This is a genomic window from Klebsiella sp. P1927 (assembly GCF_018204675.1).
In the GTDB taxonomy this organism is placed as follows: domain Bacteria; phylum Pseudomonadota; class Gammaproteobacteria; order Enterobacterales; family Enterobacteriaceae; genus Klebsiella; species Klebsiella pneumoniae.
Map to the genome: position 1 here is coordinate 3,878,582 of NZ_CP073377.1, position 26,606 is coordinate 3,905,187.

At 56.0% G+C, this 26,606-nt stretch carries 27 protein-coding genes and 1 other RNA gene; 12 read left to right on the plus strand and 16 right to left on the minus strand.

Going from position 1 to position 26,606, the window contains the following annotated elements; all coding sequences use genetic code 11:
* The first annotated feature begins 20 nt into the window (after positions 1 to 20).
* From acrB to maa, 4 genes are all read left to right on the plus strand, one after another.
* A complete protein-coding gene (gene acrB, locus KB892_RS19545; protein WP_020326861.1) occupies positions 21 to 3,167 on the plus strand; it encodes a multidrug efflux RND transporter permease subunit AcrB in 3,147 nt (1,048 codons plus the stop codon).
* A gap of 485 nt (positions 3,168 to 3,652) precedes the next feature.
* Complete coding sequence (tomB, locus tag KB892_RS19550; protein ID WP_002892066.1) at positions 3,653 to 4,027, plus strand: Hha toxicity modulator TomB; 375 nt, start codon at positions 3,653 to 3,655, stop codon at positions 4,025 to 4,027.
* 26 nt (positions 4,028 to 4,053) lie between these two features.
* A complete protein-coding gene (locus KB892_RS19555) occupies positions 4,054 to 4,272 on the plus strand; it encodes an HHA domain-containing protein (RefSeq protein WP_002892050.1) in 219 nt (72 codons plus the stop codon).
* A 158-nt stretch (positions 4,273 to 4,430) separates the two neighbouring features.
* The gene (gene maa, locus KB892_RS19560; RefSeq protein WP_002892030.1) at positions 4,431 to 4,997 is read left to right on the plus strand and encodes a maltose O-acetyltransferase; all 567 of its coding nucleotides are present in this window, start codon (positions 4,431 to 4,433) and stop codon (positions 4,995 to 4,997) included.
* On the opposite strand, the gene KB892_RS19565 is transcribed toward maa, so the two are convergent.
* Positions 4,969 to 5,109 (minus strand): hypothetical protein, encoded by a 141-nt coding sequence (locus KB892_RS19565; RefSeq protein ID WP_004147370.1) that lies wholly within the window; start codon positions 5,107 to 5,109, stop codon positions 4,969 to 4,971. The two genes, maa and KB892_RS19565, sit on opposite strands and share 29 nt — an antisense overlap.
* A 20-nt stretch (positions 5,110 to 5,129) precedes the next feature.
* On the opposite strand from KB892_RS19565, the gene KB892_RS19570 reads away from it, so the two are divergent.
* Positions 5,130 to 5,600 carry a YlaC family protein gene (locus KB892_RS19570; RefSeq protein WP_002892026.1) on the plus strand — a complete coding sequence of 157 codons (471 nt, stop codon included), beginning with the start codon at positions 5,130 to 5,132 and terminating at the stop codon, positions 5,598 to 5,600.
* On the opposite strand, the gene KB892_RS19575 is transcribed toward KB892_RS19570, so the two are convergent.
* The gene (locus KB892_RS19575) at positions 5,575 to 7,026 is read right to left on the minus strand and encodes a MocR-like pyridoxine biosynthesis transcription factor PdxR (protein WP_002892023.1); all 1,452 of its coding nucleotides are present in this window, start codon (positions 7,024 to 7,026) and stop codon (positions 5,575 to 5,577) included. The two genes, KB892_RS19570 and KB892_RS19575, sit on opposite strands and share 26 nt — an antisense overlap.
* Before the next feature lie 100 nt (positions 7,027 to 7,126).
* On the opposite strand from KB892_RS19575, the gene KB892_RS19580 reads away from it, so the two are divergent.
* On the plus strand, positions 7,127 to 7,825 hold the full coding sequence (locus KB892_RS19580; protein WP_002892021.1) for a GNAT family N-acetyltransferase: 699 nt from the start codon (positions 7,127 to 7,129) through the stop codon (positions 7,823 to 7,825).
* Here the strand turns inward: KB892_RS19580 and ykgO are convergent.
* From ykgO to KB892_RS19595, 3 genes are all read right to left on the minus strand, one after another.
* A complete protein-coding gene (ykgO, locus tag KB892_RS19585) occupies positions 7,822 to 7,962 on the minus strand; it encodes a type B 50S ribosomal protein L36 (RefSeq protein WP_002892018.1) in 141 nt (46 codons plus the stop codon). The two genes, KB892_RS19580 and ykgO, sit on opposite strands and share 4 nt — an antisense overlap.
* On the minus strand, positions 7,962 to 8,225 hold the full coding sequence (locus KB892_RS19590) for a type B 50S ribosomal protein L31 (protein WP_002892011.1): 264 nt from the start codon (positions 8,223 to 8,225) through the stop codon (positions 7,962 to 7,964). The genes ykgO and KB892_RS19590 overlap by 1 nt, the downstream gene beginning before the upstream one ends.
* A 115-nt stretch (positions 8,226 to 8,340) precedes the next feature.
* A complete protein-coding gene (locus KB892_RS19595) occupies positions 8,341 to 9,411 on the minus strand; it encodes a LacI family DNA-binding transcriptional regulator (protein ID WP_002892007.1) in 1,071 nt (356 codons plus the stop codon).
* 270 nt (positions 9,412 to 9,681) lie between these two features.
* Between KB892_RS19595 and KB892_RS19600 the strand changes: the two genes are divergently transcribed.
* On the plus strand, positions 9,682 to 10,953 hold the full coding sequence (locus KB892_RS19600) for a maltoporin (protein WP_002892005.1): 1,272 nt from the start codon (positions 9,682 to 9,684) through the stop codon (positions 10,951 to 10,953).
* 136 nt (positions 10,954 to 11,089) lie between these two features.
* On the opposite strand, the gene KB892_RS19605 is transcribed toward KB892_RS19600, so the two are convergent.
* The 6 genes from KB892_RS19605 to KB892_RS19630 all read right to left on the minus strand — a co-directional run bounded on the left by KB892_RS19605 (position 11,090) and on the right by KB892_RS19630 (position 18,121).
* Positions 11,090 to 11,404 (minus strand): glucose PTS transporter subunit EIIB, encoded by a 315-nt coding sequence (locus tag KB892_RS19605; RefSeq protein ID WP_002892003.1) that lies wholly within the window; start codon positions 11,402 to 11,404, stop codon positions 11,090 to 11,092.
* A 64-nt stretch (positions 11,405 to 11,468) separates the two neighbouring features.
* Positions 11,469 to 13,526, minus strand: coding sequence for a beta-galactosidase (locus KB892_RS19610; RefSeq protein WP_002892001.1), 2,058 nt, complete (start codon positions 13,524 to 13,526; stop codon positions 11,469 to 11,471).
* 31 nt (positions 13,527 to 13,557) lie between these two features.
* Positions 13,558 to 14,760: a glycoside hydrolase family 53 protein gene (locus KB892_RS19615; RefSeq protein WP_002891998.1), complete on the minus strand. Its 1,203-nt coding sequence runs from the start codon at positions 14,758 to 14,760 to the stop codon at positions 13,558 to 13,560.
* 4 nt (positions 14,761 to 14,764) lie between these two features.
* Entirely contained in the window at positions 14,765 to 15,616 is an 852-nt protein-coding gene (locus KB892_RS19620; RefSeq protein ID WP_000079398.1) for a sugar ABC transporter permease, read from the minus strand.
* 10 nt (positions 15,617 to 15,626) lie between these two features.
* Entirely contained in the window at positions 15,627 to 16,826 is a 1,200-nt protein-coding gene (locus KB892_RS19625; RefSeq protein ID WP_094890057.1) for a carbohydrate ABC transporter permease, read from the minus strand.
* A gap of 62 nt (positions 16,827 to 16,888) precedes the next feature.
* Positions 16,889 to 18,121 carry a maltodextrin ABC transporter substrate-binding protein gene (locus tag KB892_RS19630; protein ID WP_002891991.1) on the minus strand — a complete coding sequence of 411 codons (1,233 nt, stop codon included), beginning with the start codon at positions 18,119 to 18,121 and terminating at the stop codon, positions 16,889 to 16,891.
* 356 nt (positions 18,122 to 18,477) lie between these two features.
* Here KB892_RS19630 and KB892_RS19635 point away from each other — a divergent pair, with 356 nt between their 5' ends.
* Together KB892_RS19635 and KB892_RS19640 are read left to right on the plus strand one after the other, a co-directional pair.
* On the plus strand, positions 18,478 to 19,587 hold the full coding sequence (locus KB892_RS19635) for an ABC transporter ATP-binding protein (protein WP_002891989.1): 1,110 nt from the start codon (positions 18,478 to 18,480) through the stop codon (positions 19,585 to 19,587).
* 233 nt (positions 19,588 to 19,820) lie between these two features.
* On the plus strand, positions 19,821 to 21,380 hold the full coding sequence (locus tag KB892_RS19640; RefSeq protein ID WP_004199600.1) for an EAL domain-containing protein: 1,560 nt from the start codon (positions 19,821 to 19,823) through the stop codon (positions 21,378 to 21,380).
* A gap of 34 nt (positions 21,381 to 21,414) precedes the next feature.
* Here the strand turns inward: KB892_RS19640 and KB892_RS19645 are convergent, their stop codons facing one another.
* Positions 21,415 to 21,687: a metal/formaldehyde-sensitive transcriptional repressor gene (locus tag KB892_RS19645; protein ID WP_002891985.1), complete on the minus strand. Its 273-nt coding sequence runs from the start codon at positions 21,685 to 21,687 to the stop codon at positions 21,415 to 21,417.
* 164 nt (positions 21,688 to 21,851) lie between these two features.
* Between KB892_RS19645 and KB892_RS19650 the strand changes: the two genes are divergently transcribed.
* On the plus strand, positions 21,852 to 22,733 hold the full coding sequence (locus KB892_RS19650; protein ID WP_004151333.1) for a nickel/cobalt efflux protein RcnA: 882 nt from the start codon (positions 21,852 to 21,854) through the stop codon (positions 22,731 to 22,733).
* Positions 22,734 to 22,777: 44 nt separating this feature from the next.
* Here KB892_RS19650 and KB892_RS19655 read toward each other — a convergent pair whose 3' ends face one another.
* A complete protein-coding gene (locus KB892_RS19655) occupies positions 22,778 to 23,392 on the minus strand; it encodes a membrane protein YczE (RefSeq protein WP_002891981.1) in 615 nt (204 codons plus the stop codon).
* A gap of 88 nt (positions 23,393 to 23,480) precedes the next feature.
* Here KB892_RS19655 and KB892_RS19660 point away from each other — a divergent pair, with 88 nt between their 5' ends.
* A complete protein-coding gene (locus KB892_RS19660) occupies positions 23,481 to 24,908 on the plus strand; it encodes a MocR-like transcription factor YczR (RefSeq protein WP_002891980.1) in 1,428 nt (475 codons plus the stop codon).
* A 134-nt stretch (positions 24,909 to 25,042) separates the two neighbouring features.
* Here the strand turns inward: KB892_RS19660 and KB892_RS19665 are convergent, their stop codons facing one another.
* The 3 genes from KB892_RS19665 to ffs form a co-directional block, all read right to left on the minus strand.
* Positions 25,043 to 25,258, minus strand: coding sequence for a hypothetical protein (locus KB892_RS19665; protein ID WP_004142688.1), 216 nt, complete (start codon positions 25,256 to 25,258; stop codon positions 25,043 to 25,045).
* Positions 25,255 to 25,512 carry a hypothetical protein gene (locus tag KB892_RS19670; RefSeq protein WP_002891977.1) on the minus strand — a complete coding sequence of 86 codons (258 nt, stop codon included), beginning with the start codon at positions 25,510 to 25,512 and terminating at the stop codon, positions 25,255 to 25,257. Before KB892_RS19670 ends, KB892_RS19665 begins: the two co-directional genes overlap by 4 nt.
* 309 nt (positions 25,513 to 25,821) lie before the next feature.
* An RNA gene (ffs, locus tag KB892_RS19675) (signal recognition particle sRNA small type) lies at positions 25,822 to 25,918 on the minus strand.
* A 240-nt stretch (positions 25,919 to 26,158) separates the two neighbouring features.
* Here ffs and KB892_RS19680 point away from each other — a divergent pair.
* Positions 26,159 to 26,566, plus strand: a complete 408-nt coding sequence (locus KB892_RS19680) for a dTDP-glucose pyrophosphorylase (protein WP_004178755.1) — start codon at positions 26,159 to 26,161, stop codon at positions 26,564 to 26,566.
* Positions 26,567 to 26,606: the final 40 nt, after the last annotated feature.

A 26,606-nucleotide genomic window follows, 5' to 3' on the forward strand; every position in this document is an offset into this window, starting at 1 on the left:
TAAACAGGAGCCGTTAAGACATGCCTAATTTCTTTATCGATCGCCCCATATTTGCATGGGTGATCGCCATTATCATCATGCTGGCTGGGGGATTATCGATCCTCAAATTGCCGGTGGCGCAATATCCGACGATTGCGCCGCCAGCAATTTCCATTACCGCCATGTACCCCGGTGCTGACGCCGAAACGGTGCAGAACACCGTAACTCAGGTTATCGAACAGAATATGAACGGTATCGATCACCTGATGTACATGTCCTCAAATGGCGACTCCACCGGTACGGCAACCATTACGCTGACCTTCGAATCCGGTACCGATCCGGATATCGCCCAGGTTCAGGTTCAGAACAAGCTGGCGCTGGCGACGCCTCTGCTGCCGCAAGAAGTACAGCAGCAAGGGATTAGCGTTGAGAAAGCGTCCAGCAGCTTCCTGATGGTTGTCGGCGTCATTAACACCAACGGCACCATGAACCAGGACGATATTTCGGACTACGTGGCGGCCAACATGAAGGATCCGATTAGCCGTACCAGCGGCGTCGGCGACGTTCAGCTATTCGGTTCCCAGTATGCGATGCGTATCTGGATGGATCCAAACAAACTGAACAACTTCCAGCTTACGCCGGTGGATGTGATCAGCGCCCTGAAAGCGCAGAACGCCCAGGTGGCCGCGGGCCAGTTAGGCGGTACGCCGCCGGTGAAAGGCCAGCAGCTTAACGCCTCGATCATCGCGCAGACGCGTCTGACCAATACGGAAGAGTTTGGCAACATCCTGCTGAAGGTGAACCAGGACGGTTCCCAGGTTCGTCTGCGTGATGTCGCCAAAATTGAGCTGGGCGGCGAAAGCTATGACGTAGTGGCGAAGTTTAACGGCCAGCCGGCATCCGGTCTGGGTATTAAACTGGCTACCGGCGCGAACGCGCTGGATACCGCCAACGCTATTCGCGCTGAACTGGCGAAGATGGAGCCGTTTTTCCCGTCGGGGATGAAGATCGTTTACCCGTATGACACCACCCCGTTCGTGAAAATTTCTATTCACGAAGTGGTTAAAACGCTGGTGGAAGCGATCATCCTGGTGTTCCTGGTCATGTATCTGTTCCTGCAGAACTTCCGCGCCACCCTGATCCCCACCATCGCGGTACCGGTGGTCCTGTTAGGCACCTTCGCGGTGCTGGCGGCGTTTGGCTTCTCGATAAACACCCTGACGATGTTCGGGATGGTGCTCGCCATCGGCCTGTTGGTGGATGACGCCATCGTGGTGGTAGAGAACGTCGAGCGCGTGATGGCGGAAGAGGGTCTGCCGCCGAAAGAAGCGACGCGTAAATCGATGGGACAGATTCAGGGCGCGCTGGTTGGTATCGCTATGGTGCTGTCGGCGGTATTTATCCCGATGGCGTTCTTCGGCGGCTCAACCGGGGCCATCTATCGCCAGTTCTCCATCACTATCGTTTCCGCGATGGCGCTGTCGGTACTGGTGGCGTTAATCCTGACGCCGGCGCTGTGCGCCACGATGCTGAAACCCATTCAGAAAGGCAGCCATGGCGCGACCACCGGCTTCTTCGGCTGGTTTAACCGCATGTTTGATAAGAGCACGCACCATTACACCGACAGCGTAGGCAACATTCTGCGCAGCACCGGTCGTTATCTGGTGCTGTATCTGATCATCGTGGTGGGTATGGCATGGCTGTTCGTCCGTCTGCCGAGCTCGTTCCTGCCGGACGAGGACCAGGGTGTATTCCTGAGTATGGCGCAGCTGCCTGCCGGCGCCACCCAGGAGCGTACGCAGAAAGTGCTGGATGAGATGACGAATTACTATCTCACCAAAGAGAAGGACAACGTGGAATCCGTGTTTGCGGTTAACGGCTTCGGTTTCGCCGGCCGCGGCCAGAACACCGGTATCGCGTTCGTTTCGCTGAAAGACTGGAGCCAGCGTCCGGGTGAGGAAAACAAAGTTGAAGCGATCACCGCGAGAGCAATGGGCTACTTCTCGCAGATTAAAGATGCGATGGTCTTCGCCTTTAACCTGCCGGCTATCGTTGAACTGGGTACCGCGACCGGCTTTGACTTCGAGCTGATTGACCAGGGCGGTCTGGGCCACGAAAAACTGACCCAGGCGCGTAACCAACTGTTTGGCATGGTGGCGCAGCATCCTGACGTGCTGACCGGCGTGCTCCCTAACGGTCTGGAAGATACACCGCAGTTTAAAATCGATATCGATCAGGAGAAAGCTCAGGCGCTGGGCGTCTCCATCAGCGACATTAACACCACGCTGGGCGCAGCCTGGGGCGGAAGCTATGTCAACGACTTTATCGACCGCGGCCGCGTGAAGAAAGTGTACATCATGTCCGAAGCGAAATACCGTATGCTGCCGGAAGATATCGGCAAGTGGTATGTTCGCGGCAGCGATGGTCAGATGGTGCCGTTCTCTGCTTTCTCGACCTCGCGTTGGGAATACGGTTCGCCGCGTCTGGAACGCTACAACGGTCTGCCGTCACTGGAAATCCTCGGTCAGGCCGCGCCAGGCAAGAGTACCGGTGAGGCGATGGCGCTGATGGAAGAGCTGGCGGGTAAACTGCCTTCCGGTATCGGCTACGACTGGACCGGGATGTCTTATCAGGAGCGACTGTCCGGCAACCAGGCCCCTGCCCTGTATGCCATCTCGCTGATTGTCGTCTTCCTGTGTCTGGCGGCGCTGTATGAGAGCTGGTCGATTCCGTTCTCGGTTATGCTGGTCGTCCCCTTGGGTGTGGTTGGTGCGCTGTTAGCCGCCACCTTCCGCGGGCTAACCAACGACGTTTACTTCCAGGTGGGTCTGCTGACCACCATCGGCCTGTCGGCGAAGAACGCAATATTGATCGTTGAATTCGCCAAAGACCTGATGGAGAAAGAGGGCAAAGGGCTGATTGAGGCGACGCTTGAAGCAGTACGTATGCGTCTACGTCCAATCCTGATGACATCTCTGGCGTTCATCCTCGGGGTAATGCCGCTAGTTATCAGCTCCGGCGCCGGCTCCGGTGCGCAGAACGCCGTCGGTACAGGCGTAATGGGCGGGATGGTGACCGCGACGATCCTGGCGATCTTCTTCGTGCCGGTGTTCTTTGTGGTGGTTCGTCGCCGCTTTAGCAAAAAATCGGAAGATATAGAGCACAGCCATCAGGTTGAGCATCATTAATCTTCACTCCTGAACAAAGGGCCGCTACCGCGGCCCTTTTTTATCACTGGCTGGCAAGGCACATATTGCCATTGTTTATTTTTCGTTCTGCATTTAATATATATTGATATGGCGCAGGCTATTTTTAGCAGCTTGTTCAACAACTCGGGATCGGCAAACACTCATTTACCAGGAATAATCTTACTATCATTATCCACGGGTCGGCGGTTTCTGAACGCGACAGCTGCCTGCCTTAAACCAATGATTCATAAGATTTCTCTATTTCTCCGGCTGTGGGCCAGCGCCTGCGAAATTAATTCGTCTATTCTTAAGATAATTTCTCGCTGATAATTGTAATTTTTCGTAATAGCACGATGAAATCTGTTGGAGAGTGGATTATAGTTAAATCAGCAGGATTACTCAGTTAGTGTCAGGTCAGTTAGTCGTGTTCATCCCACAACGGTGTTTGCTAGTCGTCGTTTAAACCACTCAAAAGGGGATGCGTTATGGACGAATACTCGCCAAAAAGACATGATATTGCACAGCTACGCTTTCTCTGCGAAACGCTGTATCATGACTGCCTTGCAAACCTGGAAGAGAGCAACCATGGCTGGGTCAACGACCCGACGTCGGCTGTCAATCTCCAGTTAAATGAATTGATCGAGCACATTGCCACATTCGCTCTTAATTATAAAATTAAGTATGCAGAGGATAATAAGCTGATCGCTCAGGTTGACGAATATCTGGACGACACTTTTACGTTGTTCAGTAACTACGGCATTAACTCTACGGATTTGCAAAAGTGGAAAAAATCCGGTAACCGACTATTTCGTTGCTTTGTCAACGCCAGCCGGGAAAACCCGGCCAGTCTATCGTGTTAGAATTATTACAATCAAAAGGTGGAATTATGTCTGATAAGCCATTAACTAAAACAGACTATTTGATGCGCTTACGTCGTTGCCAGACAATTGACACGCTGGAGCGCGTCATTGAAAAAAATAAATATGAACTGTCTGATAATGAGCTGGCGGTATTTTACTCAGCTGCCGACCATCGTCTGGCGGAACTGACCATGAATAAGCTATACGATAAAATCCCGACTTCTGTCTGGAAATTTATCCGCTAATTTACGCGTACTACGTGGTCTGCTGGCCGGACGGTACGGGTCAGCCGCCATAGGGTATCTTTGTGATAGACATCACATCATTCAGCCAACAGCAACCCTGTAACCGGTTTCTTTTTTATACTGCTACGGCCATCAACAGTCAGGTATAAGGAAGACCCATGAGTGAAGAAAAACGCAAAATGATCGCCGGTGAGCTCTATTTATCTGGCGACCCAACGCTTCGCGCCGATCGCCTGCGCGCCAGACAGTTGTTGCACCGTTATAATCATTCCGCCCCGGATGACCAGGAACAACGTCAGCATATTCTGGCCGAGCTGTTCGCTCGCGCCGGCGATGCGTATATCGAGCCAAGCTTTCGCTGCGACTATGGTTATAATATTTTTCTCGGCGCCGGTTTTTACGCCAATTTTGACTGCGTGATGCTCGACGTCTGCCCTATCCATATTGGCGATAACTGTATGCTGGCGCCAGGCGTCCATATTTATACCGCCACTCATCCGCTGGACGCCGATGCGCGTAATAGCGGCCAGGAATACGGCAAGCCGGTAACTATTGGCCACAATGTGTGGATTGGGGGTCGGGCAGTGATCAATCCCGGCGTGACCATTGGCGATAATGCGGTCATTGCGTCCGGCGCGGTAGTCACCAAAGACGTACCTGCCTGTACCGTCGTCGGCGGTAACCCGGCGCAGATCATTAAGCGCCTTCCGCCGACAAATCCGTAACTGTTATGCTTTTCTGTAACTGATCTGTTACTTTCTCCGCAGAATATTGCAACATAAAATAGCCTTCAGGCTGAGCCTGCCGCGCCTGGTCCGCCGGGCGCGGCAGGCTCATTGCAGAATTCGAGGACCAAGATGACAGAAATACAACGCCTGCTGATTCACACCATTGACGAACTCAACGTCCAGGAAAAACGCGATAATCGCCCGCGTTTTAGCATCAGTTTTATCCGCAATCATCCGGGACTGTTTGTTGCCATGTATGCCGCGTTTCTGGCGACGCTGGTGGTCATGCTGCGCTCTGAAACGCTGGTAGACTCGGTCTGGTTGCTGGTGGTGCTGTTCATTCTGTTCAACGCCTTTTTCTTCTTTGACGTCTATCCACGCTATCGCTACGAGGATATCGATGTCCTCGACTTTCGCGTGTGCTACAACGGGGAATGGTACAACACCCGCTTTGTCCCCCGGCAGCTGATCGACCGTATCCTGCAGTCGCCAGACGTCGATAGCGAGCAGAAGGCGCAGCTCAAAAAGATGGTCGCCACCAAAGGCGAGCTCTCCTTCTACGACGTCTTTACCCTCACGCGCGCCGGTGCTGCGCAATAAGGCGATTTAGGGTCCGCAGCGCCGGGAGATAGCGAGAAGCAGAGGTATTGCCATACCCAAGCACCAGTCCGCTCCGCGCTCGCTGCGGGTCGAGATAGAAATGACTTAACGCGGCGGGCGCCAGCTGAAACTGGCGCGCCTGCTGCGCAAGCGTCCGGTCATTAACGCCCTCCATCGCCACCGTCAGGTGCATCCCCCCTCCCCCGCCGAGAACGTCGCACGGCACGGTTATCTCTTGCGCCAGCGCCTCGCGCAGCTGTTGCTGACGTTTACGGTACAGGCGGCGCATCGCTGCCAGATGGCGCGCATAGTGTCCCTTCTCGATAAAGCTGGCCAGCGCCCGCTGTTCAGCACGGTGTCCCCCGCGCAGCAGCGCGCCAATGGCGTCCTGAGCAGCATCCGCCAGCGCGGGCGGCATAACCATAAAACCGATACGCAACGCCGGAAACAGCGTTTTGCTGAAGGTGCCGAGATAGACCACCGGGGCATCAGGCACCATTCCCAGCATCGCCGGGATCGGTTCTCCGCTATGGCGAAACTCGCTGTCGTAGTCATCCTCCACAATCCACGCCCCGTGCCGGCGGGCATATTCCACGAGCGCCAGACGGCGCCCGGCGCTCATGATGCTCCCACAGGGATACTGGTGTGAAGGAGAGGTGAAAATGAGCCGGGGCGGCTCCGCGACGCCGTTGGCAATACACATCCCTTCATCGTCGACAGCCATTCCTCTGACCCGCAGTCCCGCCCGCTGAAAGCCACTCCTCGCCCCCAGGTACCCCGGTTCTTCCAGCCACACGCTGTCGCCCGGGTTGGTCAGTAGCGAGGCGCATAAGTTGACGCCTTCCAGCGCGCCTTCGGTGATGACGATCTGCCGGATATCGCACCGGATGCCCCGGGAGAGCGCCAGATGACGAGCGATAGCCTCTCGCAGCAAAGGATCGCCCGCGGCTTCGCCATAACCCAGCAGCGCGCTACCATCTTCGCGTAGCACGTTATCCATCAGTCGCCGCCACAGCGGCAGCGGGAAATAGTTTACCGCCGGCATGCCTGGCGTAAATGCCAGCGTCGGTGAGTCGCGGCGCATCGCGGCTGGCAGCCTTTGCAGCCGCTCAGGCAGCACGACGGGCGGCATCTGACCCGCCTCCTGGCGGCAGGAGGCGAGTGGTGCCACCTGCGTTCCCTGACGGCTCCGTGTCAGGTACCCCTCCAGCGCCAGCTGTTCCAGTGCCGCATTGACCGTATTCCGCGACAGGTGTAGCCGTTCGGCCATCACCCGCGATCCGGGTAAACGGCAGCGGGCCGTCAGGGTTCCCTGCAGGATAGCGTCACGTAAGGTGTGGTAAAGGGCGCGCTGTAAGGTTTCGACCGTGCGGTTCCGCATCCCCTGCGTCAACAGCGTAAAAAACCCCTCGTCCGGTATATTCATATTGCCTCCTCGTGGCCCCATAAAAACATACTCTAATGGCACTTTTTATGGAACCAGCGAGCGCGTACGCTGCCTGTAAATCCCCAATAAGGAAACCGCAATGTGCGAATATAATCAGTTTGGCCAGGCGCTCGGCGTCGCGCTGCCTGACTGGCAGCCGCGCCCCTGGCCGACACGACAGGTATTACAGGGCAGCCGTTGTCGACTCGAACCGCTGACTCTTGCTCATGCCAGCGATCTGTTCGCCGCTCACCAGCTGGCGCCAGACGCCCGCAGCTGGACGTGGCTGCTGCGTGAACCTGAGAGCAACCTTGCAGAATTCAGTGCCTGGGTGGAGCAGGTCGCCACGCTGGCAGACCCGATTCATTTTGCCGTCGTTGACCAGCAGCGAGGGAAAGCGGTCGGCTCGCTGGCGTTAATGCGTATCGATATCGCTCACGGTGTGGTAGAGGTGGGGCATGTGCATTTTTCACCGTTACTGAGCCGAACGGCCATGGCCACCGAAGCGCACTGGCTGTTGATGCAGTATGTCTTTGATACGCTCGGCTACCGTCGCTATGAATGGAAATGCAACAGTCTTAATATCCCATCAGCACGGGCGGCAAGGCGGCTGGGGTTTCAGTACGAAGGACGTTTTCGCCAGGCGCTGGTGAGTAAAGGACACAACCGGGACACGGACTGGTTTTCGGTGATAGACGGCGAATGGCCGGAGCTGGATAACGCCATGCGCCAATGGCTGGCCGCCGACAATTTTACCGCCGACGGCCAACAGCGCCGCTCGCTGGAGAGTTTCCGTTAACGGCGTTTTTTGCGCCCCTGCACCGCTTTGAAGCGGGGGTTGCTCTTACAGATAACGTACAGCCGCCCTTTGCGTTTAACCAGCTGGCAATCCGGGTGGCGCTGTTTAGCGCTACGTAATGAGTTGACGACCTGCATCATGCTTTCCTTTTCGCATCAATAAAGCCGCCGAAGCGCTGGCGGAATCGGGCTGCACTGCCTTCATTGGCGAAGGTTTTTTGTTTGCCCGTGTAGTACGGATGCGATTTCGAGGAGACGTCGATCGTCACATACGGAAAAGTTTCGCCATCGAGTTCAATCACGCGATCGGTGCGGATAGTTGAGCCGACTTTAAAATACTCATTCGCGCTGGTGTCGTGAAACACCACCGTACGATAGGGAGGATGGATATGGGCTTTCATGCTGACCTCTTCATTACGTTATAACATAACATTAAGGGTACGCCGTGCTGTGACAAAGATCAACCCTGCTCAATTTAAGAGTAAGGTGATAAGGCGAGTTTCCCCGCCTTTGGCGTCAGGGTGCCAGACGGTGGGCGATGGCGCGGAGCTGTTCTGCAATGGCCTGCAGATCTTTTCCCTGCTCGATTCGGGCGCCGCTGGAATGGCGTATCACCAGGCGCGCCGGCAGAATGGATGAGGTATGAGGCGCCCCGCTGGTGCTGGCGAGGATCCGCCGCACCGCCTCTTTCCCCTGCAGGTCGAGGTCGAGCGACACGGTACTCAGCGCCGGATAGAAAAAGGAGCTTTCGTAGGTATCGTCATAGCCAATAACCGACTTCTCACCCGGCACCGCCACCTGATGCTGATGGAAGGCGCTGAGCACCCCCAGCGCCATCTGATCATTACCCACCAGCACAGCGCTGAAATTAGGCGTTTCGCGCAGCATCTGCAGCGCGCCGGCGTAGCCGCTCTGCGCATCCCAGTTGCCGTGCAGGACGGTCACCGGCTTCAGACCGTAACCATCCAGGGTCTCCAGCCAGCTTTTTAACCGGAGTTTGGCCGAGACTGAGCTGTCCGGCCCCGCCAGCAGGGCGATCTCCCGATGCCCCATCTCATAGAGATATTTGACGCTGGCCCGGGTGCCGTCCGCCGGGTTAAACGAAACGTTAAACACGGAACTGTAGGGATCAACGTCGAGAAACAGGCAGACGATATCATCGTTGTCAGCAGCGATTTTCTGCGCCTGTTCGGTCTCCAGCGGCACGTTGATAATGACTTTATCCACCCGCTGAGATTTCAGCTCATTGATGGAATCCTGGATGCTTTGGTTGACGCTCTCATCGATCATCGAAATCAGAACCTGGTAACCTTCCAGGTTGGCATAGCGTTTTACCGCCGCCGCCACCTGGGAAGGCGCATGCCAGGCCAGAGAAATAGTCACCAGCCCGACCGTCTGGCTCTCCTTCCCCACCAGCTGCTGCGCCAGCCGGTTTGGCACATAGCGTAAGGCCTCTATCGATTTCTCCACCTTGCGACGCGTCGCTTCGGATACATTAGCTGATTTGTTGAGTACCCTGGACACGGTCTGGTAAGAGACGCCCGCATGGCGTGCGACGTCTTCCAGAGTAGCGCTTTTAGACTTCATGGTCCGGTTCCTTATGTTGTTATCCCATGATTGTAACAGGGGCCATTTGAAAAAACGCTCACCGCCACCTCTCACTGCAAAACAATAGCGATAAAAGTATTACGTTCACAATACAACGAATTGTGAATCATCTCACCCATCGCAACAAAAACCACCGTGATTATTTGCAGTTAGTCACACAATAATCATATCTCATTTGCCTGAAGTTACATTTAGGCATTTTATGACACCAGTTATGTGAACGTAATACAAAACAATAAGAGGATAGAGATGAACACTACACTGCGCGCCCTTTCAGTCGCGTTAGCCGCTGCGCTAATCGCTCCTTCCGCGTTTGCGGCCACCGCCGCGATCCCAACGATCGATTTCCATGGCTATATGCGCGCCGGGGTTGGGGTCTCCGGCGACGGTAGCGAAGCGGAATGGCAAAAAAATAAGCTAGGCCGTTTGGGGAACGAGTCGGATACCTACGGCGAGCTGGAGCTGGGCTCTGAGGTCTATAAGAAAGATGACGTCAGCTTCTATCTCGACAGTATGGTCAGCATGGTCTCCGACGGCTCTAACGATAATGAAACCACGCTGAACGATGATGCACAGTTCGGCTTACGTCAGTTGAACCTGCAGATAAAGGGGCTGATCCCTGGCGATCCGAATGCGGTGATCTGGGGCGGTAAACGTTACTACCAGCGCCATGATCTGCATATCATCGATACCAAATACTGGAACATTTCCGGCTCCGGAGCCGGGGTGGAAAACTACACCCTCGGCCCGGGCGCCGTCTCGCTGGCCTGGATCCGCGGCGATGCCAACGATGTTGACTATCGCGTCGATGGCGACAGCAACGTCAATATCAACTATATCGATTTACGCTACGCGGGCTGGAAGCCATGGACGGGCTCGTGGACCGAATTCGGTATCGACTACGCGATGCCAAACACCACCAAAAAACAGGATAGCTACGGCGGACTGTACGATGCTGACAACGGCGTCATGCTGACCGGTGAAATCAGTCAGGATATGCTGGGCGGCTATAACAAAACCGTGCTGCAGTACGCCAACAAAGGCCTGGCGCAGAACATGGTCTCCCAGGGCGGCGGCTGGTACGATATGTGGAACTACGTGAACGACGCCACCGGTTATCGCGTGATTAACACCGGCCTGATCCCGATTACAGAGAAGTTTTCTATCAACCACGTTCTGACCTGGGGCTCGGCGGATGACATTACCGACTATACCGACAAAACGCGGATGCTGTCGCTGGTCGCCCGCGGGCAGTACCAGTTCACCGACTACGTGCGCCTGATTGGCGAAGTCGGCGGTTTCTATCAGAAAGACAGCTACAACAATGGCACCAGCTACAAACAGGCCGGTGAGAAATACACCATTGCGTTGGGCCTGGCGGACGGGCCAGACTTTATGTCACGTCCGGAATTACGCATTTTTGCTTCATATTTGAATGATTCCGAAGATGGTAAACCGTTTGAAGACCAGACGGCGAATAATACCTGGAATTTCGGCGTGCAGGTTGAGGCCTGGTGGTAATTGCGCACGGCTAAGGCTCATACGTTATTTTTATCTCCTGCTGTAAGACTGTTAATTATCTTCCGGTAAACTTTATTGCCACTGCTGTCTTTGTCTTATTTTCGGGATAACCTGCTTTCAGGTTATCCCGTTTTATTTATTTCCGGGCGGCAAAATGTTCATCCAGAAGCTGACGCAGCGCATCGGACTGTTTACCGAAAATAGCATGCACCTGCTGACCAAGAATAATAACCCCTAGCGCGCCCTGCTGCTGTAATGCTTCGGAGTCCACGGCCGCAAGATGGCGAACGCTAACCCGCAGACGGGTAATACAGGCGTCCACTTGCGTAATATTCGCTTCGCCACCAAAGGCCTGAATCAGCGCCTCGATTTGCTGTTTTTCCGCCTCGCTTAATGGCTGTGCCGGACGCGCTGGGGAGAAATAGTGCAGGAAGGATTTTAAACTCACCATAATAAACTCCAGGTTTAAGATAAAAAAAAGCCTGCTCGTCAGAGCAGGCGTGGAGAAGAAGAAATTACGCGTGACGACGGAGAATACGGCAATCCCATGCCGACAGGGTCAGTGGAGCCGATACCGCCGCGTCGGTCAGGCAATCCCGATACCCTTGCGGCAGGGTCAGGGTATGGTTTTGCGCGCTGTAGTTCTGCAGGAAGATAAATGCGTTGTCACCGTCGGTGCGCGCAGTCGCCACCACGCCGGGTGGTAACTCCGTCGCTATCGCCCGCGGCAGGGCCAGCTCCTTGCTCAGGGCGGTAAAGAAATCGCGCTGGAAGGCTAAATCGTTGCGGGAGGCCACATGCCAGGCTTTGCCTTTCCCGAACGCGTTCACCGTCACAGCCGGCCGTCCGGCATAAAAATCATCCCGGTAGGTGGCCAGCGCCTGGGCGCTCTCGATATGGATCAGTTCGCAGAGATGGCGCACCTGATAAGGGCCCTGCAGACCGCACTGATTCCCGGCAAGCCCCTGCACCAGATTAAACTCGCCGTCATTCAGGCAGTCGATCTCTTCCGCCCAGATCCCCAGCAGATTGCGCAGCGGGCCCGGGAAGCCGCCGAGATAGCAGAGATCGGACTCATTGACGATACCGGTCCAGTAGGTGGTCACCAGGTGGCCGCCGTTGGCGACAAACGCCTCCGCCCGACCGGCAAAGCCGTCGCGCACCATATATAACATCGGGGCAATCACTAACTGATACGGCGTTAAATCGACATCGGCGTCAATCACATCGACGGCGATGCCCTGCTCCCAGAACGGGCGGTAGTGCTCGTTGACCGTCTTCTCATATTCCATCCCAAGATTACGCGGCCCCTGGGCGTCATCCAGCGCCCAGCGGTTCTGCTGGTCGAAGATAATCGCTACTTTCGCCTCGGTGCGACAGCCTCTCACCTCCGGCAGCTTGCTGAGGATCTCGCCGAGCTGGCAGACTTCGCGGCCAATGCGGGTATCAATATGTCCGACGTGGTCGACCACTGCGCCGTGAAATTTCTCAACCGAACCGCGGCTTTTCCGCCACTGGAAATACTGCACCGAGTCGGCGCCATGCGCCACCGCCTGCAGCGAGGAAAGAATATGCATTCCCGGCTTCTTCAGTTTGCTGGTCGGCTGCCAGTTGGTGGCGCCCGGGGTGGACTCCATCAGCACAAACGGTTTGCCGCCCTTCAGGCTGCGCATCATGTCGTGATACATCGCGGTGTAACAGGCCAGCGCGGTTTCGTCTTTATCGCGGTGCCACATCGGATAGCTGTCCCAGGAGATGAAATCCAGCGCCTCCGCCAGCTGCCAGTAGTCGTAATCGTAGAAATACTCCATAAAGTTGGTAGTCACCGGCAGGGAGGCATTCGCCGCCTTCAGCGGAGCAATTTCATGGCGGCAGAAATCGGTCACCTGAGCGGTGTTAAAGCGATGCCAGTCAAGATTGAGACCGTGGATCGACATCTCGCCCTGCGGCGCAGGCGATTCAATCTGCGACCAGTCAGTATAGGTATGACTCCAGAAGGTGCTCCACCAGGCCTGGTTGAGGTTCTCCAGGGTCTGGTAACGCGCCTTCAGCCAGTCGCGAAAACGGTTCTGGCAGAGATCGCAATGGCATTCACCGCCATATTCGTTGGAAATATGCCAGCCCAGCACCGCCGGGTGTGAGGAATAACGTTCTGCCAGCAGGGTATTGATTTGCAGGGTTTTCTCGCGATAGACCGGTGACGACATACAGTGGTTGTGACGGCCGCCGTGCAGGGCCGGCACCCGATCGCGCCCCACCCGCAGAACCTGCGGATAGCGCTGCGACATCCACGCCGGGCGCGCGCCGCTCGGCGTGGCCAGAAAGACATGAATGCCGGCGGCATACAGTTTATCGAGGATAATATCCAGCCAGGCGAAATTAAATACCCCTTCGCGTGGCTCCAGTTTCGCCCAGCTAAATATTCCCACCGACATCACATTGCATTTTGCCTGCTGCATCATGGCAATGTCTTTATCAATAATATCGGGGTCATTCTCCCATTGCTCCGGATTATAATCCGCGCCATGCAGCAGCGTACTAACCTTCGGATGTAAAGGTGCAAATTTATTCATAATAAACTTCCTGAAAAAGACGACAAAAAAATTAATTAAAAACTTTTACCGACGGCAATACTTTTCCCTGGCAATCAAATAGCGCCTGATTTTCACGTGCATTACCCTCTTTCCACTCGTCGTGGATATATTTCATCCCCGCCGGGGTGGCCCAGGTATTTCCCGGCACGGCAATCCATGTAGGCTCCCAATAGAAAATACCTTTGCCACGCTGCTCTGGCACATCAACCACCGCCTGCATTAAATCGTGAATATAGTTATATTGCCCCTGTACGCTGGCGGGATATCCCCCATCCTTTTCCTCTTTTGCCTGGAAACTATTTTCCGCGTTATCACAGTTGGCCAGGGTATAGGCATAGGCCGCCTCGACGACGATGACGTCTTTGTTATAGCGTTTGCTGATGTCATCCATATTGGCCTTCAGGGCGCTGATCGGGCCATTCCAGTAGGTGTACATCGACAGACCAATCACGTCATACGGTACATGGCGCTTGTCGATCTCATCAAACCACCAGCGGAAGGTATCGTTCTTGGTCCCTTCGGCCAGATGCAGCATGATTTTCACCTGCTCGCCCTGGCGCAGGTTCTCCTTCAGGCCAGCGATAGCCGCGTTCAGCAGGCCAGCCAGCCGGTCGAACTCTCCGCCGCCCTGCCCCCAGCTTTTCCCTTCCGGCCACAGGATGCCGCCGTTGATTTCGTTGCCGATCTGCACCATATCCGGCAGCACGCCCGCCTGCTTAAAGCGGGCGATGGTATCGCGGGTATAGTCATGAATCGCCGTTTTCAGCTGCGGGTAATCCAGCTTTTCCCAGGCTTTCGGCTTGAACTGCTTGCCGGGATCGGTCCAGAAATCGCTGTAGTGAAAATCAAGCAGCAGCTTCATCCCCTGGGCTTTCGCCCGTTTCGCCAGCGCCAGGGTGGTGGCCAGATCATTGTTCCCACCGCCATAGTCCTCGCCGCTCGCCGATTGCGGATCCACCCACAGACGGAGGCGGACATAGTTGACGCCGTTCTCTTTCAGAATGGCGATCGGATCCTTGCGCTGATTATTCTGATCGTAGAACGTCGCCCCGTGCTTTTCGGCGTCCAGCAGCGTGGAGATATCCGCGCCTTTGATAAAGTCCGCCGGCATGCCCTGAAACGCGCGGGTTGCAAGCGCGTCCGCGGCCAGAGAAGAAGTGGAGAAACTGCATGCCAGACAAACCGCAAGCCATGCGGGTGTGAATCTTTTCATGTGCTTATCCTTTAGTACTGCCCGAGGTCAGGCCGGAGACGAAGTATTTTTGTAGCGCCAGGTAGAGGATCGCCACCGGTACGGCGATCAGCACCGCCCCCGCCGCGTAGGTGGTGTAGCTGGCACCCATTTTTTGCGCCACCAGGTTATACAGACCGATAGGCAGCGTGTATTTATCCGGGGTACGCAGGATGGTACTGGAGAGGATGAAATCCCCCAGCGGCCCAGTGAACGAGAACAGCGCCACCACCGCGAGGATGGGCCTCGACAACGGCATGATGATCTCGATAAAGATGCGAAAGCTGCTGGCGCCGTCCATGCGAGCGGACTCATCCAGGTCTTTAGGGATCGCGTCGAGATACCCTTTCATCAACCAGGTATTCATCGGGATCATCCCCCCGACGTAGATCAGCACCAGCGCCAGGTGGCTGTTTATCAGGCCAAGCAGTTGCGACAGCACAAAGATGGCAATCAGCGCGGAAAACTGCGGGATCATCTGCAGCAGCAGGAACAGCATCAGCCCGTTCTGCCGCCCTTTAAAGCGGAAGCGGGAGAAGGCGTAAGCGGTAAAGCTAACGCTAATCAGGGTCAGCACCATGGTCAGGAAGCTGATTTTCATCGAGTTCCAGTACCAGGTGAGGTAATTCACATTGCCATTGAACAGATCGGCATAGTGCTGGAACGACACATTTTCTGGAATGATTGAGGTACTGAGCAGGCTATTGCCGGCGTTCAGCGACGCCCCGACCGTCCAGACCAGCGGATAGATAATCACCACTGAGACCAGAATAACCACCAGCCAGGTGAGAGAGAGCCGGATCCACTTTTCGCGTTTAATACTGGGTGATTGAGCCATGTTGCTTCCCTTACGCCATGTCGTCATTTTTGAAGGATTTGGTGGCGCGGAACTGCCACAGCGCCAGGCCGACGACAAAGATCGACAGCAGGATCGTGATGGTCGCCGCGATGGCGTACTGCGACGAAGACATCGTCAGCTTATAGATCCACGACACCAGAATATCCGTCCCGCCGGCGTTAGAGCCTGCCACCGCAGGGCCGCCGTTGTTGAACAGGTAAATGATATTGAAGTTATTAAAGTTGAAGGTGTACTGGGTGATGATGATCGGCGCGATCGCATACAGCACCAGCGGCAGGGTGATGGTGCGCAGACGGGTAAAGGCGCTGGCGCCGTCCATCGTCGCCGCTTCATACAGATCGTCCGGGATCGCCTGCAACACGCCGGTGGTCATGGCAAAGACAAACGGGAAGCCAAGCCAGGTCTGCATCATGATCAGCGCCGTTTTGGTCCAGAACGGATCGGTGAGCCATGCCTTCGGACTGATGCCAAAAAAGGACAGGATCGCGTTGTTGATGACCCCGAAGGAGTCGTTGAACATACCGGCAAAAACGAGAATGGTGACAAACCCCGGCACCGCCCACGGCAAAATAAAGATGGTGCGGATCAGCGGCTTAAAGCGCAGATCTTTTTGGTTCACCAGAATCGCCAACAACACGCCCACCGTACACTGCAGGGTGGTCGCCAGCAGCGTCCACACCACGGTCCACTGCAGCACATCCAGGAAAGTGGAGCGCCAGATGGAGAGGGTGAAAATATTAATAAAGTTTTTCAGCCCCACCCAGTCCACCAGCTTCGCCGGCGGGGTGTGGTACAGGTTGTAGTTGGTGAAGGCGATGGCGAAACCGAACAGAATCGGAAAGATCACCACAAACACCAGCAGAATAAAGCCCGGGGTGATCATCAGGTACGGAAAGCCGTCGCTCAGCAGCATCTGGTACTGCTTACGCACGCTGTTGAGGGCGATCCCCTCATCGCGTTTTTTGCCGTTGAGCCACGCATCCCGCAGCGAGAGAAAATAGATCAGCACGCCGAAAGCGACGATCAGCACGCTGATAATCCCCTCGGCTAACAGGAAGACCAGCCCTTTCAGCCACTGGCGATGATAAAACTGACCGAAACCCGGCACGATTGCCAGCAGCAGGCCGCACCATGCATGGCGCCCGGGCCCGCGTGCGTCGCTAAAATTTTCGCTGGAATGGATGCTCACACTCGACTCCTTCTACAAACGGGAGGTCCCCCTCCCGCTCGGTGACTTCACGTGACGGTGAATTACTGATTGCTGGCCTGCATCGCTTCGATCTGCATCGTGATCTGTTTCACCGCGTTATCGAGCGCGGCCTGCGGCGCCTGCTTACCGGTGAGGCTCAGTTCAAGCGCGGCGTTGGCCGGCCCCCACACTTCCCCCATCTCGGGAATGCCCGGCATCGCCACCGCTCGCGCCGACTGGATGGCGACGGCGCTGGCCTTTTGGTCGTTTTTAATCACCGGATCGTCAATCATCGCCTTCAGCGGCGGAATTTCGCCAGTGGCGACATAGCGGGCTTTCACATACTGCGGCTGGTTGATGAACTCGATAAACTGTTGCGCCAGCGCTTTGTCTTTACTCCAGGTCGATACTACATAGCCTTTGACGCCGAGGAAGGAGCTCATCGGCTTGCCGTCCGGCAGGGTCGGCAGGGGCGCCACGCCATAGTTAATGCCAGCGGCTTCATACGGCTGGAAAGCCCAGGGGCCGTTGATCACCGCCGCCGCTTTTTTCTCGGTAAACAGGGAATCGATGGCATTCAGCCCGTTATCGCCGAGGATCCCCGCCGGAAAGACCTTCTCGGCATAGAATTTTTTCAGGAAGGTGACGGCTTCGACGGCGCCGGGGGTATTGAGACCCACCTGCTGCGGGTTAAAGCCGCCGCTGTCGTTTTTAGCAAAGATATAGCCGCCCATCGGGCCAATCGCCCCCCAGCTGTAATAGATCTGGTCAAACTTGGCGAGCAGGCCGTATTTGTTCTGCTCGCGCTGGGTTTTCGAGTAGTCCAGCCAGGCCTGCAGGCTGTCCAGCGGCTTGTCGATCAGGTCCTTGTTGTAGATAAGCACCAGGGTTTCCACCGCCTTCGGGATCCCATACAGCGCGTTGTCCATGCGGAAGGCATTGATGGAGGCTGGCGTAAAGGCATCCTGTTTCGCCTGATCGACGCTGAGCGGCGAGAGTAGTCCCTGAACCACGGCGCCGCCGAGCTGGTCATTCGGGATCACCAGCACGTCCGGCCCAATGCCCGCCGGGCCGTCGAGGCGCAGTTTTTCCAGTTGCTGGGCGTAGGGCATCTCCTGGAGATTGACCTTCACGTTGTACTGCTTTTCAAAATCGCTAACCGCGGTTTTGATGCCAGCGGATTTTTTAATGTCCTCCCAGACGTTGAGCTGCCCGGCGGCATGCGCCTGCAGGCTGGCGAGTTGTCCCGCCGCCAGGGTGGTAAGGATCAGTGCAGCAAGCGTGTTCTTTTTCATTATCAACCTCATGTGAAGGTATAACAATTTAATGGTTTTTATTTGAATTCCGTCTGCCAGTTAGAAAAATAAATCTTTTCAAACTGCCGTATTATTTGGAAAACATGTTCTGATGCGCTTTTGTTATACGCTACGCTTTGATCGTTGATAAAACTACCATAAGCTGCCAGTTGTGTGATCATCCTTGCAGAAATGAAACGTCCCTGTATGGCGCAAAATCCGCGGAAGTTATAGTCAGGGCATGATTTTACTGCTGTTGAACATCGTCACACCGATTTGTTACACGTAATACAAATCACACTCAACATAGCGATAAGCCAACGGCAAATAACAGCTACTCACTCCGGGGAATGTGGATGTCCAATATACGACTGAGGAATGTCACCAAAAGGTTCGGCAGCACGGTGACGCTGCACCAGGTCAATCTCGATATTGAAGATGGCGAGTTTGCCGTCTTCGTCGGCCCTTCCGGTTGTGGAAAATCGACGCTACTGCGCATGATTGCCGGGCTGGAAGAGGTCAGCGAAGGAGAAGTACTGATCGGCGATGAGGTGATGAATGATGTCGTGCCCGCCCGCCGCGGCGTGGCGATGGTCTTCCAGTCCTATGCGCTCTATCCGCACATGACGGTGGCAGAGAACATGGGCTACGGGCTGAAGGTGAATAAAGTGCCGAAAACGGAGATCCGTCGCCAGGTGGAAATGGTGGCTAAAACGCTGCAGCTCTCGCACCTGCTGGATCGTAAACCGAAGCAGCTCTCTGGCGGCCAGCGGCAGCGCGTGGCCATTGGCCGGGCGATCGTGCGTAATCCCCGGGTATTTATGTTCGATGAGCCGCTCTCTAACCTTGATGCGGAGCTGCGCGTCGATATGCGCCTGCATATTGCCCGTCTGCACCAGGAGCTGAAGACCACTATGGTGTATGTCACGCACGATCAGGTGGAGGCGATGACGCTGGCCGATAAAATCGTGGTCATGAACTACGGGAAAGTCGAACAAATGGGTTCGCCGATGGCGCTGTACTACAATCCGGTCAACAAATTCGTCGCCGGCTTTATCGGCTCGCCGAAGATGAACTTTCTGCCGGCTATCGTCAGCGACTGGCAGCCGGAACGCTTAACGGTCACCCTCGCGCAGGACCATCAGCTGGCCCTGAATATCGCCACCCAGCCGCTGAAGCCCGGCGCTGCGGTGACGCTGGGGATCCGGCCGGAGCACCTCACCCCGGAAATCACCACCGGTACCGTGGTGGAGTTTCAATGTGAAGTGGTGGAGCGTCTGGGCAACAATACCTATCTGTTCGGCCAGTGCTACGGCCACGACAACGTCAAGGTTCTGCTGCCCGGCGACGTCCATTTCCGCCCCTGGCAGAAAATTAATCTGGCTTTCGATGAGCGCTTCTGCATGGTGTTTGATGAGAACGACCTGCGCATCAGCGCTGATATCCCGGCGCCGGATGCACACTAGCTAACATATTGCTGTCATCTGCGCAGCGTATGCTGCGACTGAATGCCGGAACACACCCTGCCCGGCATTCACACCCTCATTTTTATTCTGCTACATCGGAATCATCCTTCTCTCCCGGCATCGCAGCCTATTGTGATGCCGGCTTTTTCCCCAAACGACGCGTTTTCTCCCGCTGCGCCCGAATTATCTTTCGCATATACTGATGACACCCGGCGAACGATAAGGACACAGGCATGAGGACCCGGCATCTGATGGCGCTGTTTACAGGAGTGCTGATACTGGCCATCATCCTGCCCATTTCACTCAGCATCTGGCAGGCGGCGCGGCAGGCCAAAATGCAGTTCTATCGTGAACTGGATGACTATTCCAACCGTATCGTCGTTCGGACGCTGCAGGTTGCCGACCAGGCCCGGGAAGCGTTACGAGAGGCTGACGCACACACCGCCGCCTCCTGTAGCCCTGAACATCTGCTTACGCTCCGCCGCATCGCCTATACCCATCGCTACATTCAGGAAGTGCTCTGGCTGCGTGATTCCGTGCCGCAATGCTCCTCCCTGGAAGACCATAGCGTCGCGGTCACCTTCCCCCCGCCGGACCACATTGCCCCCGACGGCTATCGCACCTGGCTGACCTCAATTAACGATCTTGGCCTCGATCATCAGATGACGGCCATGGGCAGCCGGCAGCACATGGTGATGATCGACCCCGTCTCCTTTATTGATGTCGTTCCCGCCAGCGAAGAGAAGATCCATACCATGCTGTTTGGCCTGGACCACCAGAAAATGGTGATCAGCAGTCAGCCGCTGCCGGCGAAAGTCTGGCAACGCATTAAAGATCCGCATGTGGATATGCTTACTCTGGATAACACAGTCTACCGGATCCAGCGCATTCCCGAGCTGGGCTCTGGCATCGTAACCTGGTCTTCAACCTTGCCGCTGCAGCAGCGCATTCGACAGCAGCTGTTCTTCTGGCTCCCTGCCGGCATTTTCACCAGCCTGCTCGCCACCTGGCTGCTGCTGCGTCTGCTAAGGCACCTGCGCTCACCGCGCAACAGCATGCTGGACGCCCTCAATTCCGAAGCGATTCAGGTTTACTATCAGCCGATAATCTCGTTGCAGGACGGGAAAATCGCCGGGGCCGAGGCGCTGGCCCGCTGGCAGCAACCCGACGGCACCTTTTTATCGCCGGATATTTTTATTCCTCTGGCCGAGCAGACCGGGCTGATTACGCAGCTGACGGAAGATATCGTCAGGAAAATTTTTACCGATCTCGGTCCCTGGCTGCGGCAGCGGCCGGAAGTGCACATATCCATCAACCTGTCGGTAGATGATTTACGCTCGCCCACCCTACCGACGTTGTTGCACGATCAGCTGCAGCACTGGGGGATCGCCGCCGAACAGATCATCCTTGAAATCACCGAGCGCGGGTTTGTCGACCCGGAGACCACCATGCCGGTGATCGCTCACTACCGTCAGGCTGGCCATCGGATCTCGATTGACGATTTCGGTACCGGCTACTCCAGCCTGAGCTATCTGCAGAAACTGGACGTCGACACGCTGAAAATCGATAAATCTTTTGTCGATACCCTCGAGTACCGGCCGCTGACGCCGCACATTATTGAAATGGCCAAAGCGCTCAATCTGGCCACCGTCGCCGAAGGGGTGGAAACCGAAAGCCAGCGCGACTGGCTGCGCCAGCATGGCGTTCAGTACGCCCAGGGGTGGCTTTACAGCAAAGCGCTGCCAAAAGAGCAGTTCATTCTGTGGGCAGAGCATAACCTCCATGCGCATTAAGCGGCGGGTGGCTTGAGCGGAACGTCAGGGGGCGCTACTTCAGATAGGATTTAATCACCTGCATCACCGTCTCCAGATCCGCTTCGCGCTGCGTCTCGTCAGGCTCTTTCACCACATGGTCGGTAAGATGCCCCTGAATAACCTGCAGCATCATGCCGTTGACCGCGCCGCGGATCGCCGCCAGCTGCTGTAATATTTCAGCGCACTCATGCTCGCGATTAAGCATTTTCTCTAACGCGGTACTCTGCCCCTGAATTTTCTTCAGCCGGGTCAGTAACATCTTTTTGTGTCGAACTGTATGTGACATTGCACGATCCACCGTTTCATTCTGTCCGGGATTACCGACCTGCGTGGTCAGCAACGCCTGCCAGCATACCATGATCCTTTTTATTAGCCGCTTTATCTACTGGGGGGTAGTATTTTACTACTGGGGGGGAGTAGGATAATCGCACTTTTGGCAAGGATCCCGATATGAACGATTTCACTTCCCTTCTGCAGCAGGGCAATGCCTGGCTGTTTATACCCAGCGCAATACTGCTCGGCGCGCTGCACGGCCTCGAACCGGGCCATTCAAAAACGATGATGGCCGCCTTTATCGTGGCGGTACGGGGAACGTTAAAACAGGCGGTACTGCTGGGGCTGGCGGCCACGGTTTCCCATACGGCGGTGGTCTGGCTGATCGCCATGGCCGGCCTGTGGTTTGGCCGCGGCTGGAACGCCCAAACCTCTGAACCCTGGTTTCAGCTGGTCTCAGGGATTGTCGTTGTGCTGATTGCCTGCTGGATGCTCTGGCGCACCTGGCGCGAATCGCAGCCTCACACGCACCATGAGCACCACCATGAACATGAGCACCACCATGAACATGATCACCACCATGACCATGATCACCGCCATGACCATGATCACCGCCATGACCATGATCACCGCCATGACCATCACCATGCGTCCTCATCCGCCGCGCCGCTGGTGGCGGAGGAGTGGCAGGACGCGCATCAGCGGGCTCATGCTCAGGAGATCAACCGGCGCTTTGATGGCCGCCAGGTGACGACCGGGCAGATCGTGCTGTTTGGCCTGACCGGGGGGCTGATCCCCTGCCCGGCGTCCATTACCGTGCTGCTTATCTGTTTACAGCTGAAGAAATTCTCGCTGGGCGCCACGCTGGTGCTGGGCTTTAGCGTTGGTCTGGCGCTGACGCTGGTGGCTTCCGGGGCCATCGCCGCCCTGAGCCTTAAACATGCCACCCGCCGCTGGCCGTGGCTTAACGACCTCTCGCGCAAGGCGCCCTGGTTCTCAGGCTTACTGATTATTGTGGTGGGGATCTACATGATGCTTCATGGCCTGAGCGGCCTGTAAGCGATGAAAGGCCCTCTCCGTGATGAAGAGGGCGATGGGTTAATTCAGGAGACTATTTCCCGGGGAGGGCTGACCGCGTTGCGGCTGACGGGCTGGCTGAACCACGGTAGGCACAGCTGGATCAGCGGCCCAATCGACAGCGCGTAGATGACGGTTCCGACGCCAAATTTGCCCCCCAGCAGCCAGCCAATCAGCAGTACGGAAAGCTCGATCGCCGTCCGGATACCGCGCAGTGACCAACCAGTGCGAGCATGCAGACCGGTCATCAGGCCATCGCGCAGCCCGGGGCCAAAGCCCGCGCCAATATACATTCCGGTAGCGATAGCGTTCAGCACAATCGCTCCTACCAGCAGCGCACTGCGCGCCACCATCGACTCCAGCGGCGGCAGGACGGCCAGCGTGGCGTCCGCCGCTAGTCCCAGCACGATGACATTGCTCACCGTGCCGAGCCCCGGCATTTGCCGGATCGGGATCCACAGCAGCAGTACCGCCGCGCCGGTCAGGATAATCACCGTACCGAAACTGATACCCAGCTGTTTAGCCACCCCGAGATGGAAAACATCCCACGGATCGGCGCCGAGATTGGCATGCACGAAGAGCGCCGTGGACACGCCGTAAAGCACCAGACCAATATATAACTGCAGCAGGCGACGAAGCATATTTTTTCCTCAACATCATTGCGAATGCCCTCATCATCAGCAAAAATGGACTGATAATTAATGGCCAGTTTTGGAAAAGTGGATCGCTATGTCAGCCCGACGCTTTGGAACCCAATCGCTGGTACGCCTGCTCGGCAACTGGCAGGAGACCAGCTCACGCACGCCGCTATGGCGCCAGCTGGCGGAAGCGCTCCGCCTGCTGATCCTTGATGGTCGCCTGACGCTGCAAACGCGCCTGCCCGGCGAGCGCGAGCTGGCGGCGGCCCTGAACGTCAGCCGGACCACCATCGCCAGCGCCCTCGGCCAGTTGCGGGAGGAGGGCTTTCTCTACAGCCGCCAGGGGAGCGGGTCACGCATTGTTTTGCCGGAACGCCCCGCCGATCTTCCTCTGCCTGCCGGCATCTCATCTACGCTTAATCTATCTACCGCCGCCCTCAGCGCCGGGCCGGAGGTCCATCAGGCCTTCCAGCACGCTATGACCCTGCTGCCGCCCTATCTCGCACAGACTGGCTATGACCAGCAGGGGCTGCCGGTGCTGCGGGAGGCGATTGCCCGGCGCTACAGCGAACGCGGTCTGCCGACGCGGCCCGATGAGGTGATGGTGGTCAACGGCGCCCTCAGCGCCTTCGCGCTGATCCTGCGCCTGTTCACCGGGCCGGGCGATCGGGTGGTTATTGACGCCCCCACCTATCCGATGGCCATCAGCGCCATTCAGGGCGCCTCCTGCCGCCCCGTCGGGGTTGCGCTTCCGCAGCAGGGATGGGACTGCGATGGACTGGCGGCGACTATTGCGCAGACTGCGCCGCGGCTGGCGTGGCTGATGCCGGATTTTCACAACCCCACCGGACGCTGTATGGATGCCCCCACCCGCCAGCGGGTTGCGGACATCGCCGCCAGGACGCGAACAACGCTGGTAATCGACGAGACCATGGCCGACCTTTGGTATAACGCGCCGCCGCCCCCGCCGCTGGCCAGCTTCAATCCCGATGCCGCGGTGCTCACCATTGGTTCGGCCGGGAAAAGCTTCTGGGGGGGACTACGTATCGGCTGGATCCGCGCCAGCGCGCGGACCATCGCCTCGCTTATTCAGGCCCGCGATTCGCTGGATTTGGGTACGCCGCTGCTGGAGCAACTGGCCTGCAGCTGGCTACTGGAAAATGCCGCCACACTGCTGCCGCCGCGGCGGAATATGCTCAAGGCGCGCCGGGACATGTGCGAAACGCTGATGGCGGAATATTTTCCCCGCTGGCGGTTTTCGCCACCGGAAGGTGGGCTCTCTTTTTGGGTGGAACTTCCTGACATGCTGGCCACCCTGTTCTCTGCGCGTGCGGAAAGCCAGGGGATCCATATCGGCACCGGTACGCGGTTTGGGCTGGAAGGGGCGTTCGATCGCTATTTACGTCTGCCGTTTACGCTGCCGGATGAAGCATTGCGCCGGGCCTTCTCCACGCTACAACCGCTGTGGCAAAGCCTTGCTGAACAGAAGGAAAATACACGTTTGCGAAAAATAATATAAGAAAATAGCGACGGGCTGACTTCAGCCCGTCAAATGACCTTCATCCATGAGGTATATGAGATGTTTTTATAAAATTGCCTGGCTATCCTGCCCTCTGGTTATGGCAACCCAATGACAGAAAGAAGGCAATTTCATTAATGCTGGCGCGGAATAGGAAACCCTTTCAGGGAAATAATAAAGCCATCTTCATCTTTTTTGATTTTAGCGCCGGTGTCACACCAGTCGGAAGCAATGCGAAAGAACTCATCACTACCGATATTCCAGTTCAGGCGGACGTGTTTTACGTATCCTGAGCGCAACATATCGCAAGCTTCGCTATAGTTGCTGGCTGTAGAGAATTGTTGTTTCATTTTTTCTTCTTCAGAAGTTTTCTTAATGCTTTGATTTCTTTAGGGGTAAGTGGCGTCGCTTCCTCTTCGGTATGCTGGCTGTCAATGTCCTCTTCCGTCACCCCCGCCTCACCTGCTGACTCCTCCAGCTGAAAAGCCAGCTGCAGCAGCTTTTCCGTTGCCGTTCCCAGGTTCTCGTTATTAACTTCCGCATAATGACGCAACTTTTCTTTTAGCTCTGCGTCAATTTTTACATTCAAAACCACTGTGGTCATAGCTACGCTTCCCGTGCAATAAAATCATCATAATTAATACACGAAGTTAACATGCTGATCCAGAGATATATTTTACAGCATGAGCCTGGCAACAAATTCCCATCAGTAAGATGCGCTTTATTTATGACATGCAAATGACATTAATATTTCAGTAGTATTTCAGATTTATGACAAGTAAATATTATGGAATAAAAGCAGGGGGTTTTAACAACAAAAACTAATATGCGATCTTTATCAGAAATTAATTATTGCAGGAGTAAAAACCGGACAAATATAAGGGAAACACCAGGCGGGAGAAATGGGTGGGGGCCCTGCCAGCTACATCCCGGCACACACGTCGTCTGCTCTGGCTGCTTCCTTCCGGACCTGACCTGGTAAACAGAGTAGCGTTGCGGGAGAACCAACAGAGCCCCCATTGAGAGCGTTAGTTGCCTAACGCGCTGGCGCATTATCCCTGCTGACCTGGTGAATTGCAAGCTCACACCGTCCGCCTGCTGGTTTATTGCGCAATAACGCGAATAAAACCAGCCACTCACGGTCAGCCTGTGAGATTGCGAGCCCGCGCTCAGCACACATACGGGTTATCCACCATACTTATCCTCTTCGTCCTCTTTTATCACCAGTACATTGTCTCGACGGTAATCGAATGACTGACTCATCACCACAGACCATCACTCTGCCTTTACCTGCTATTGAAGGGATGACCATCGCCTTTCAGGGCGTAAACTACCTGCGTCCTGAAAAAATGCTCGACTTCGCGACCATCAGTCCCGCGCCGGTGCGGGCGGTTACGCCGCTGGCGCTGCTCTATTCCACCGTCGGCGTGCTGCGCCAGGTGGAGCTACGCAAGCTGCCGGTCTATATCAGCGGTCGGGTGGTGTACCCTATCTCGTCGTTAACCATGCCGGGCCTGCGCGCGAGGCTGATCATCAACGCCACTTCGCAGCGGTTGAAATTTCTTGAAAGTCTCATCGCCAGCTCAGCCTCCGACAATGTCCATGGCATGCAGATCCTCGGCCTCGCTCTGACGTTCACCGTCGAACAGGCCGCCTGACCCAGGCCGGCTGTACAGCTCCTGGCTTAGCGCTTATGCT